At 43.2% G+C, this 12,315-nt stretch carries 9 protein-coding genes; 1 reads left to right on the forward strand and 8 read right to left on the reverse strand.

Annotation, left to right across the window (positions count from 1 at the left end):
- Positions 1-123: 123 nt before the first annotated feature.
- A complete protein-coding gene (trmB, locus tag JMY09_RS10410) occupies positions 124-945 on the reverse strand; it encodes a tRNA (guanosine(46)-N7)-methyltransferase TrmB (protein WP_201623522.1) in 822 nt (273 codons plus the stop codon).
- A gap of 214 nt (positions 946-1,159) precedes the next feature.
- Between trmB and JMY09_RS10415 the strand changes: the two genes are divergently transcribed.
- Entirely contained in the window at positions 1,160-2,089 is a 930-nt protein-coding gene (locus JMY09_RS10415; RefSeq protein WP_201623523.1) for a DUF2628 domain-containing protein, read from the forward strand.
- A 139-nt stretch (positions 2,090-2,228) separates the two neighbouring features.
- Here JMY09_RS10415 and JMY09_RS10420 read toward each other — a convergent pair whose 3' ends face one another.
- From JMY09_RS10420 to JMY09_RS10450, 7 genes are all read right to left on the reverse strand, one after another.
- A complete protein-coding gene (locus JMY09_RS10420; RefSeq protein ID WP_201623524.1) occupies positions 2,229-4,130 on the reverse strand; it encodes a monovalent cation:proton antiporter-2 (CPA2) family protein in 1,902 nt (633 codons plus the stop codon).
- 53 nt (positions 4,131-4,183) lie between these two features.
- Positions 4,184-4,900 (reverse strand): hypothetical protein, encoded by a 717-nt coding sequence (locus JMY09_RS10425; protein ID WP_201623525.1) that lies wholly within the window; start codon positions 4,898-4,900, stop codon positions 4,184-4,186.
- Positions 4,901-4,981: 81 nt separating this feature from the next.
- Positions 4,982-5,515: a YqiA/YcfP family alpha/beta fold hydrolase gene (locus tag JMY09_RS10430; protein ID WP_201623526.1), complete on the reverse strand. Its 534-nt coding sequence runs from the start codon at positions 5,513-5,515 to the stop codon at positions 4,982-4,984.
- A gap of 23 nt (positions 5,516-5,538) precedes the next feature.
- Positions 5,539-6,699 carry a cation diffusion facilitator family transporter gene (locus JMY09_RS10435; RefSeq protein ID WP_201623527.1) on the reverse strand — a complete coding sequence of 387 codons (1,161 nt, stop codon included), beginning with the start codon at positions 6,697-6,699 and terminating at the stop codon, positions 5,539-5,541.
- Positions 6,700-6,913: 214 nt separating this feature from the next.
- Positions 6,914-9,196 carry a primosomal protein N' gene (locus JMY09_RS10440; protein ID WP_201623528.1) on the reverse strand — a complete coding sequence of 761 codons (2,283 nt, stop codon included), beginning with the start codon at positions 9,194-9,196 and terminating at the stop codon, positions 6,914-6,916.
- A 134-nt stretch (positions 9,197-9,330) separates the two neighbouring features.
- Positions 9,331-9,711 carry a Rid family detoxifying hydrolase gene (locus JMY09_RS10445; protein ID WP_201623529.1) on the reverse strand — a complete coding sequence of 127 codons (381 nt, stop codon included), beginning with the start codon at positions 9,709-9,711 and terminating at the stop codon, positions 9,331-9,333.
- Between the two features lie 245 nt (positions 9,712-9,956).
- A complete protein-coding gene (locus JMY09_RS10450) occupies positions 9,957-12,143 on the reverse strand; it encodes a RelA/SpoT family protein (RefSeq protein WP_201623530.1) in 2,187 nt (728 codons plus the stop codon).
- Positions 12,144-12,315: the final 172 nt, after the last annotated feature.

The raw sequence follows: 12,315 nt of genomic DNA on the forward strand, positions 1-12,315 counted from the left end.
AGCAAAAAACCCTAGTCTATCTAAACTGAGCTATCAACTATTTATCAGCAGACCTAAAAAAGCGACTGTCTAAGCAGTCGCTATGTTTATGGATATAGTAGTCATTATCAGCTGGTCACAGGTTTAGTCTTTAGTATAAATAAGATCCCAAACCCCATGACCACTCTGCAATCCACGACGCTCAAATTTAGTCATCGGACGAAAGTCGGGGCGACTAGTAAACTTACCTTTACCGGCCTTATTGGTTAGCCCGTTAAAATCATCTAGCACCTCAATCATCCAAAACGCATAATGTTCCCAATCAGTGGCAGTGTGGAACCAGCCGCCTTGTTTCAGGCTGCGGGTAACAATAGCCATGCGCTCTGGGCTGACAAAACGACGTTTATAATGGCGCTTTTTTTGCCATGGATCAGGAAAGTATAATTGAATACGATCTATATGATTTTCCGGAAGTTGTTTGAGCAGCTGGATAGCATCGCCATTGATAATTTTTATATTGGTTAAATTCTGCGTACCCGCCATATAAGCACATTTGCCAATACCTGGCTCATGTACTTCCACGCCAACGAAGTTACGCGTAGGCTCAGCAGCTGCCATCTCAATGAGCGAATCACCGAGGCCAAAGCCAATCTCTAGGGTGAGAGGCGCTGCACTGCCGTTGACCGTATCAGCGAACAGTATGCGTAGATCATGAATGTTGTCTAAATCACCATCGCCATAGCTATTGTTGACTAAGTATTGGGCAAATTCTGGTGCAGTCAGAGCTTGCTCCGCATTCTTATTCATATGAGTACGACGTTTCATAAAAGTATTAACGATACGCATATGCTTGCTGTTAGCAGCTTCCTTATCTTCAGAAGCTACTACTGAATCCTCACTAATAATATCTGTAAAATTATCAGCTTGGTCGTCAGTAGGTTTATCAGGGTGAGGATGTTGACTCATAAGATTAGTGGCACTTAATAAGAGAAAAATATAAGCACATTATAGGCGAAATAGTTTCTACTGTGAATGTATATCACACTTTTGCTTATAAGCAACGTAAGCCATTATAAGTTGCCCTATAATGACAGAGGTTTTTATAAAAATACTGATGTTAAAAAACCGTTAAAAAACCTCATTAGCCCTATTTTAATAACCAACAGAAGAGTCTACTGTCATGTTATTTATCGAGACCGATTCGCCACCACCATTTTATCAACCAAAGCTCACAGCTACTAAGCGTAAACAGCTGGATCAATGGTTTATTGGTCAGCGTACTCAAAACTATTATCTCAAGCGTTTTGCGGAGTTTGACCAACAAGGCTATTTGTCACCCAAATGGCATTGGGCAGCTTTTTTTATTACTTTTCCTTGGCTGCTTTATCGTAAGCGCTATATGGATGCACTAGTTTATAGCGTAGCGGGATGGTCATTTATTCAGCTGAATATTGCTATTGTATTGGTTGCTTTTGAATTTGTGGCTATGTCTTTTATAGCTGACGTCTACCAAATGCCTATACGCTTCGGTATTGCTGCTATTATTTGGTTGTTTTGGTCATTTATGGTGGCCCGATGGACAGATGCGTATTATTACCGCATGGCGCGTCGTGAGATCGCTGATGCGCTTGAAGATAACCCACGTGATGAAGCGGCACAAAAAGCGCACCTTAAACGTGAAGGTGGGGTGAGTTTATTTGGTCTTGGCTTAGGTTTTGGTTTCTTTGGTTTTGCGATGATGGTCATTTATGTGCAGTTCTTGCCTATTGTTGCTAAGCCAAAAGAGAATGAAGTAGTGTTCGATGCTTATGATATTACCAAGACCGCTCAAAACCGAGTAGCCATTATTTATGAGCAAACCGGTCGTTGTCCAACTGAGCTACCAGTAGATAGTGATAATCCACAAGTACGTATAAGTCTCAGTACCCAAGTAGAGGGCCAGCCTTCAGCAGATTGTGCCATTATTGGCACTATCCAACAGGTCAGGTTTCCTATACGCCATCTTAATAATCAAACCTTTATGTTCTATCACCATACTGACACTGATAGCTGGCGTTGCACCAGCTCACTCAATGAAAAACAAGCACCTCCATACTGCACTAATGACTAAGCATTAAGCATTGCCGATTGTCATACTCGCTACTAGGAACAGCTGCTGTTGCAAAAACAGCTGTTTTTTAGTCGATAGTTTACACAGTCATGGCTTTAGAAAACCAGCAGGGTATAGCAAGGGTAGAGGGTAAAAACCATTACCGTTTCGGCTCAGTTACAATATTATCTTTATCCGAGTCATTGGCATTATCAACCGGCGTCGCTTGGTTTTTTAGAGCTTCATAAAACTCAGTAAGATCCAACTTGCGCCCTTTATCAATATCCTCATCAAACAAGCTCTCAAGTTCCGCTCTTGCCGATTGAGCAGAGGCAATCATACTGGCTTCATCGTCATAGATAGCTTGCTGACGCTCTATCAAATCATCGTCGTAATCACGGAAAGTCTCAATGGTTTCGCGGGCTTTTTCAGGGGAGATACCCAATAGTTGCAGTGACTCACGTGACATATCGAGTGACGATAAATAAGTCTCGCGCCAAATATGGCGTACACCTACTTCACGTAAGCGATAATAATGCTGACGATCGCGCGCCCGAGCTAAAATGACTAAATCAGGGTAGTTGCGGTGCAGATACTGTGCGGTAGTGACAGAACGTTCTAAATCGTCAACGGCAATAATGAATATTCGCGCTTTATCAATGCCCGCAGCTCGTAAAATCTCAGGGTTTTTCGGGTCGCCATAGTAGACTTGGTTACCAAATTTACGCACGAAATCTACCCGATTAGCAGAGCGCTCGATAGCGGTAAACTCAATATTATGCATACGCAGTACCCGACCTATGATCTGCCCGACACGGCCAAAACCGGCAATAATGACCGGATGCTCGTGATCAGGGATAGTATCGTAGTCACGGCTGGGTTTGCTCTTAGCAAAAAATGGCTCACCGAGCTTTTCTAGTAATAAAAAAGCAACTGGCGTAAGGGCCATAGAGATAGTCACGATAAGGTTGAGCATATTAGCTAGCTCAGGAGGCAAGACATTTTGCGCCGAGGCCACACTAAATAGGACAAATGCAAACTCACCCCCTTGCGCTAAGGTGACACCGAGCCGAATACTAGTAGGTCCGCGATTACCTGAGAGTTTAGCGATCGCCGCTACTACTGCAAACTTGATCAGCATCAGGGCGATGGCACAACCAATGATAAATAGCGGCTTAGCTATAATAAGTTTTACATCAGTAAGCATGCCGACTGACATAAAAAATAAGCCAAGTAATAGCCCTTTAAAGGGTTCAATACTAGCCTCTAGCTCATGACGATACTCAGAATCGGCAAGTAGTACACCGGTTAAGAATGCTCCCAATGCCATTGATAGGCCAATCTGTCCCATCAAGATGGACACCCCCATGACAATGAATAGTGCTACTGCTGTCAATAACTCTGTTGCACCACTTGAGGCTACAAACTTAAAGAATGGCCTTACAATGTAACGGCTAGCAATGATTAAGCCGGCAAATACCGCAAAAACTTTAGCGAAGTAAATAAGGTCGTAGCTCTGTTCCCGTACTCCAGAAAAGAAGGGAATAACCGCTAGTAAGGGGATAACGGCGATGTCTTGGAATAATAAAATAGTAAAGGCTTCACGGCCATGCGTACTAGAGAGCTGCTCCTTCTCGGTTAAAATCTGCAACACAAAAGCAGTAGAGGACAGGGCGAGACCAAAACCGACAATAAACGCAGTATCTAGATGTAGAGAAAAAACCTCATACAAAATAGCCATCAATATCGTGCCAGTAACCCCGACTTGTAAGCCACCGAGTACGAAAATAGAGCGACGCAGTGCCCAAAGCCGTGAAGGCTGCAATTCAAGGCCAATGATGAACAATAGCATCACCACCCCAAACTCAGAAAAGTGCAATAAGCTCTCAGCATCGCCTGCGACATCAAGGGCGCTTGGGCCTAATATCAAGCCGGTAATCAAATAGCCAAGAACAGTGGCAATACCAAAGCGCTTGCCAAGCGGGACAAACAGCAGCGCTGCTCCCAAAAATATAGTAGCTTGAAGCATCAAATTTGGTGAGCCGGCAGCGGCAGCGAACATAGTAAATCCCTAGCTATTAAAAAAAATATAATTGAGGTGACAAGTTAGATTATTTATTTCTTTTTATAGATCTTCCACAAGTCATTATTAGCCAATGGCTGGCTATAAGCGTCATTACGACGCTTACGTGGGGTCTGCCGACTATCAACAACTTTAAAGTCTGGTAAGGCCTGTATAATCAGGCCTGTACGATAAAAACGTAACCGTTCCGGCTCCAACATCTCGCCTTTACTGTCTCGGCAAAAAACATAAGCACGCAAATCAATAAACTCACGATGGGCCACTAATCTTGCTTCATCATCCTGCTCAAATACCGCAGCCATGCGCTCAAGCTCTTGTGCACTATAATCACCGCATTTATCTGTCAAAGCGGCCACTGAACCAAAGCTTTTAGATTCTTTGGCAAGGGTCTTAGTTAAGTGTAAACGCTGAACATGATAGATAAACTGGGGAATCTCAAGGCTAGCAGGCAAGGGCAAATAATCAGGGGGTAGATAAGCGGCAGGATAAAAAGCCATAGCGCGCTCAAGTAAGTTCTGCCAGCGCTGCTGATAAGCTTGTACTTCTGCTAAGTTGCCTGCAAAAATAGGCATGTCAAAAATCTGACGTAAAATATCAGGAGGGAACTGCTGATCACGAAAGCTGGCGATATCTTCTTGTAGGGTCGATAGCAACGCTTTAGCGCGTTTCTTTCCTTGTTTTGAGTCAAGCTCATCAAGCTGACCTTCCAGAAAATCGGGGGCAACAAAGGGAGCGGAGCGTCTAGACATAAGGCGTATCATCAAATAAATGTTTAAGTTAAACAAGTATATATAATTTATAGCATTAACAATGAATAATTTACGCTGATATTATTTTGTTAGCTCATCAATATAATCTTTAATCTTGTCTTCACGGGCAATGCGATGGTGACCGCCCTCAAAATATTCTACCTCCCAGCTTTCGGGCACCTTGATTAAGGTTTGGCGCGCGGTGGCCACAGCTAATATCTCATCATTAACTTCAATCATCACTTTAGTCATCTGGCTATTATGGTGAGGAAAAGGTAAGTCATCTAGGTTAGCGGCTCTATTAAAGAGCACTACGTTAGGATTGATACAAGGCGCAATCAATAACGACTTGAGCCCATACTTATGAGCGAAGTGGTTGGCAAACCAGCCACCCAGCGAGTGTCCTACTAGCACTATCTGCGGATACTCAGTCATTTTCTGTTGCAAAAGATCTTCATAAGTATCCAGCGCTAGTTGGAATCCTTGACGATAATTAACGGTTAGACAGTGTTTTGGTGTGTGCTCTATACAAGTAAACTTATTGGTCTCACAGCTGGAGTCAAGACCATGGAAGAAAAGTAGTAAGGTTGGCTGTTGATTAATAAGTGAGATCATAATTTTATACTTATAAGTTGAACCTAATGTGAGTGGCCCATATGACCGCTATTAGCGCCTGTTGGACGTTCTGCTATATCACAGATTAACCCATCACTGTGCGCTTGCGGATGGCTTAGACTCTCCACCTGAATCGTTGCATGGTTAATGCCTAGATCTAACAAGCGTTGTTCAAGCTCAGCTATTAATAGGCTGGCTTCACGAATGCTCATTTCGTCATCGACTACCACATGGCAGGACAAGGCATTTAAGCCACTAGTAATACTCCAGACATGTAAATCATGCATCTTAGTAACTTGTGGATGATCAAGTAAACGCTGCTCTACAGTCTCTATGGAAATACCTTTGGGTGTCCCTTCCATCAAGATATGTACTGAGTCACGTACTACTCGATAGCCACTGATTATGATTAATATAGCAACAATAACTGACGCTGCAGCATCGGCCCACACCCAGCCAAAGCTCATCATTAATAGGGCAGCAATGATAGCGGCTACTGAACCCATCATGTCGCTCAATACATGTAAATAAGCGCTTTGCATATTGAGATTGGCAGGTTTTTTTGCTGGAGCTTGCGAGTCGGGTGCTGCTGAAGGATCGGTGAGACTAGAGTCTAAGTTATTAGTGCTTGAGCTATGGCTATGTCCATGACTGTCCTCACTGTTATTGCCCCGATGCATCAGCCAAGCGACTAGAACGTTTACCAGCATACCGATAGTAGCTATGATAAGCATACCTTGAGTGGCAATCTCTGGTGGTGAGTTAAAACGCTTAATAGCTTCGTAAAATATGAGTAAGGCAATGATAATCAGGGTAGCGCCGTTGACCCCAGCGACTAAAATTTCGAAGCGTTTATAGCCAAAAGTTTTTTGCTGAGTAGCTGCTTTTTCGCCTATCTTGAAAGCCATCAGCGTAGCACCAAGAGCAATAGCGTCGCTGAGCATATGACCGGCGTCAGATAATAGCGCCAAACTGCCAGTCATCCAGCCGCCTATGGCTTCAATAAACATATAGCCAGTAATAATGACAAAGCTGATCAATAAAGTACGTTGATAGCCTTTAGTATCTTGTACTGATGGTTTATTTGCTGCTAAATTATCATGATCGCCATGATCGTGTTGATGTCCAGTATTATGGCTGTGGTCATGGCTATCACTAGCAGGATGAGAAGGTGTGGAACTCATAATAACTCTCAATATTTCTTAATAGCTCTTAGCTTTATACTGATAAAGCAGAGCCTAACCAGTAGAAATTTAGCATATTTATTATTACTAAGCTGTAATAAGCAAGTAAAGACTGATGTGATTTACTGCAGTCAGCGCTGATAGAGAGTGCAGCCTATAATGGATAACGGATAACGGATAACGGATAACGGATAACGGATAAGCAAGCTATAAGCTACCAACCGACCGGATCGATATCTAAAGTGAGCTTAAGATATTTAGTACTAGGTAGTGCTAGTACGGGCTGCCACCATAAGTTCAATACTTGATGCAACTGCTGGCGATCTTTGGCTAACAGTAATAATTGCGAGTGATATAAGCTGTTCTTTTTGCTCATTGGAGCATCAATAGGGCCTAGTACTGCCAGTTTATGGTTGGCAGGCAAGTTAGCAATAGCATCCTTGAGCGCCTGTATGGTAGCCACTAGCGTCTTGCCCTCACAGCGAATAAGCGCCGCATGGCAATAAGGCGGCAATCCCATCATTTTGCGCTCTTGTAGCAGCTGGCGTGCGAATGATAAGTAGCCATCTTTGACTAGCTTTAGCAATAGCTCATTTTCAGGTTGTAGGGTTTGAATCAGCACACGGCCAGCTTTGTCACCCCGCCCAGCACGCCCAGCGACTTGAATCATCAGTTGAGCGGTATGTTCAGGTGAGCGAAAATCTGCGGACAAAAATCCTCGATCGGCATTAGGCAAACAAACCAGCGTGACGTTAGGGAAGTGATGACCTTTAGCGACCATCTGAGTGCCAACTAAAATGGCAGGCTTGCCCTGATTGATACGCTGGTAAATATTCTCCCAGCTGTCTTTACGGCGCGTAGTATCACGGTCAATCTGAATAATAGGATATAGCTGCTTACTGGTTTGTGGATTGGCAAAAATAGCATGTAGGTTTTCGCTCAGTCTTGTAGTACCCATACCTCGAGCATCTAAGTTTTGACTGGCGCAATCAGGACAAGTCGTTGGAATATAAGCTTGCCAATCACAATGGTGACACTTTAAATAGCTACTGTTATAGGAGCTGCTTTGCGATGAGCTATTATAATGGACAGTCAGATGGGCATCGCAGCGTGGACAGTCCGCTTGCCAACCACAAGCCTCACACAATAATACAGGGGCGTAACCACGGCGGTTTAAAAATATTAATACTTGATCGCCAGCTTCTAAAGTTTGTTTGATAGCGCCAATCAGTACATCAGTTAAACCGGTATCATAACGGGCGCCATCATCTTGAGCTTGTTGATGAGTGCTTTGCAGGCGTGCGTCGATCAGCTGCATGGTAGCAGGCTTAGCATTGCCAGGACGAGTGCGCAACTGATACTCAATGAGTTTATGCTCATCGATGAGCTTTAGGTGTTCAAGAGTAGGGGTTGCTGTGCCTAGTACCACTGGGATTTTGGCTTGAAAACCACGGTATAGAGCCACGTCAGCGGCATGGTAGCGTAAAGTATCTTGCTGCTTATAGGAGACATCATGGGCTTCATCAACGACTATTAGCCCCAAATTAGCAAAAGGATAAAGCACAGCTGAGCGAGTACCGATGATAATCTGTGCATGACCAGTACGGCAGTCCTGCCAGCCCTGCATACGATAAGTATTGCTCATCCCTGAATGTAATAATATGATTTGAGCGGCAAAGCGACTGGCAAAACGGGCTCGTGTTTGGGGGGTAAGGCCAATCTCTGGCACTAAGATCAGTACTTGCTTACCGGCTTCTAACACGGCTTGCATAGCCTGCAAATAGACTTCAGTTTTACCGCTACCCGTAATACCGTTGAGTAAAAATCCAGTATAAGTGTTGGCTTTATGAGCTTCGACTATAGCGGTAACTGCTTGCTGCTGTTCCGGGTTTAAATCCAAGGGCATCTTGGCTAAGCTGACCGCTGGCGGGGCGGCTTTAGTTTCGATATAACGCTCTACAAGGTTTTTTTCTTCTAGGGTTTTTAAAAAAGCGCGTTGCATGCCCTCTAGTAATAATACCTCTTCACTAGCGCCACGCTTACCATGCAATTTGAGCATATCGAACTGTTGCTTTTGTTTTTTTGCATTGGCATGAAAATCATCGTCATTGATATTAGCAAGTATGCGCCAATGGGTGATGAGTAGATCTAGCGGCTTACCTTGTCTGATCAAACTCGGTAGCATCACTGATAAGGTATCGCCTAAAGGATAATGATAATAGCGTGCCAGCCAATAGGCTAGAGCCAGCATTTGCTCGTTTAGAATCGGTTCATCATCTAAACAGCGAGTGATAGGTTTTAGCTTGTTTGGGGGAACTGAACTTTGATCTTTAGCAATATAATTGATGACCACACCGATTAAGGTTTGTCGTCCAAAAGGTACTTCTACACGGCTGCCGATAGCAGGTAAAGCTTGAGCATGTGCCATGCTACTGTCTGCTGAGCTATAGTCAAATACCCGATAGAGAGGAACTGGTAGAGCCACTTGTAGCAACATGAAAATGCTCTCAGCCTTATGAAATTAAAAAAAATAATCGCTAAATAGCCATTAAGCCCAAATAGCCGTTTTTTACAACAGCACTTTGGGCCTAGTTATTACTTGCTGTATCTTGACTGTATTTGAGCTCTGACTTATGCAATATACATAATAGACTCAATCTCGACCACGCCACCTTTAGGAAGGGCTGCAACTTGAACGGCTGCACGGGCAGGATAAGGCTCACTTAAATTGGCCATAAACATTTCGTTTAAAGCGGCGAAATCATTTAGGTCAGTCAAAGAGACATTGAATTTGACCACGTCGTTGATAGTGCCACCAGCTGCTTCACAAATCGCTTTGATATTCTCAAAAACTTGCTTAGCTTGTGCCTCAAAGCCGTTTTTTAGCTCCATAGTTTGCGGATCAAAACCGAGCTGTCCTGAGATATAGACAGTGTTGTCGACTTTGATAGCTTGTGAGTAAGTACCAACAGCGGCAGGGGCTTTGTCCGTTTGAATGGTTTGACGGCTCATAATATATCCTTGTTGTATATTGATAGCATAAATTGCTAGTGAGGGATTTCGGACTTGCTAGGCGCTTAGCAATAACAAGTCATATTTTTTAGACCATGCTAACTTAATGGATTGTAATTAGTCAGCTTTATTGGTTTGAGTGTTGTTTATAAGTACAGTACTGCTAAAGGCTTTTTCTGCTTTTTTACAATTAAGCCTAGCTTTAACTTAGCCTAAGTAGTTAGACATAAAACTTCGCCTAAAAATTATAACTGATATAGGCGCATAATATTAGGAAAACCTAACAATGAGCGCAATTCGCGGATACCTTGCGCCAAGTGACTGCGACTACGCACCACGATTTGCAAAATAGTATCGCTGTTACGGACATCAATCGTTTCTACACCGATATTAAGCTGACGCAGATGATAAATCACGGCGCTAATTTGCTCGTCGTTTAGTACGGTCGATAGCTTCAAGAAGGCGGGGAAACGTATTTTGCCCGCATATTCTTCAGACTCACTTTGCTTAACCGCCTTGTCGTCGCGCCAACGCAATTGAATAACTTGATAGGGGTTATCTTTACGAATTTCATCTAGCGAAAAGCACTTGTGTCGATGGGCTACTAAGCCATGTCGGGATAAATGACCGACGATAGGATCGCCATAAATCGGATGGCAGCAATTGGCAAAGTCAAGCTCGACTCCGGCAGCATTGGCAATTAGCTGTTGTGGTTGTACTACTGGCTCATTACTATCTTCAGTATGCATGCTACTGAGATCGTCATTGAACAGACGAGATACTACCAGCTGTGGCAACAAAGTCCCACAACTAATCTGCTCAAATAGCTCGCTTTTTTCGGCCAACCCACGCCATTCAAGTAAGTTTTTCCAATCACTATCGCTTAGATCCTCAAGACTTTTTTGATAAGTTTTTAAGGCCCGATCTAGTGCTTGTTGACCATGACGTAGTTTATCTTCTGCTGACAAGTCTTTAAACCAGCGTAATATCTGCTGACGAGCCTTATTAGTTGACACAAACCCTAGCCATTCAGCTTTAGGCTCAGAATTCTTATCAACTTCTATCTCAACCGTTTGACCATTAGTAACTATGGTACCTAACTTGGCATGTTTGCCATCGATGTTGGCACCTACTGCCACGTTACCAACCATAGGGCCTACTGCATAAGCAAAATCAAGTGCAGTGGCCCCTTGAGGCAATTCATAAGCCCGACCTTGCGGACTGTAGCAGAGGATCTTACTCGAATGTAGGTAATCCATCAGCTCATTAATAGTAGAAACCGCTGCTGAAAAATCAGGACTGTTATCATCTAACGAGTCCTCATTAATCAAGTCCTTCATATTACGCAGTGAGGCTTGAATGACGGACTGGCTAATATCAGAAGCGTGCTCAGCACCGATAACCCCAAGCCTTGAAGCATACTGCATCTTTTTGGTCATAATAGTGGCTTTAATACAGTCATTATCACGCTCGTAGATGAGGGTAAGCGACTGATTGCCACCCGGCAGTGGACGGCGAATATTGTCTTCAATGTTATCATCAGAGATTTGATATTTTTTGATTAAATAATAAGCTAACTTGTCACAAGCTTCGATAGTATCTAATACAATCTCAAAAGAATACTGACGTAATAAAGAGTTGATTTCACCACGATTACGGAAGAATTGTCGATACATAGTGACCCGATTATCTAGTATCTTCACGTGTCCAGTAAGCCCTAAACTACTAAGTACTATAATTAAATAGCGATGGATGGCTTCTTTTTGAAAGTTACGGCCAAGCCCATACTGTAAAAGCTTATCCGATAGCTTGTTATACATTTCCGAATCAAGATTCCGATAACAGAGCACTTCGATATAATCAGCAATATCATTAATGCCCATAAGGCGAGCAAAAGGCACATAAAAATCTAAAGTTTCCTGAGCAGTAGCCCGTTGCTTTTCGGGACGAACGGCATCAAGGGTAGACATATTATGCAAGCGATCAGCAAGCTTTATAATCAGGACTCTAGGATCGTTGAGCGTCGCTGTCAGTATTTTATGAAAGGTTGCTGCTTTGTTTTGTTGCTTATTATGGCTAGAGGACTTTAACTTAGTCACCCCGTCGACCAGACGAGCGACAACTTTACCATAACGTTGCTCAAGCTCATCGTCGCTAACTTCAGTATCTTCTACTGTGTCATGCAAAATAGCGGCGATGATAGTATCGCGATCTAAGCGAAAGCCTGCCAATATCTCAGCAACGGCTATAGGATGAGTGATATAAGGCTCACCGGATTTACGTTTATCTTTTATATGGGCGACATCACCAAACCCGCAAGCGTCAATTACATCACGACGTTCATCAGCTGTCAGATAACTGACGGAACGCAGCAGACTATATTGAGCTTCATCAACCATGTAATGACTGAGTTTAGGTAAAGTTTGGCTCATAAAGTGGCTATCCTATTGTTTTTGGCTTATATGATAGATAGTTAGACCCCACTCTCAACTTCGAAAGTGATTGAAAAAAGAAGAGCACCTCACTAATCTATTGTTTTCGACCAAGAATACAATGGAGTTGTGAGATGCCCATAGACGAATTTATCATCAATATCTATTTAAT

This window comes from Psychrobacter urativorans (assembly GCF_904846695.1).
GTDB lineage: Bacteria > Pseudomonadota > Gammaproteobacteria > Pseudomonadales > Moraxellaceae > Psychrobacter > Psychrobacter urativorans.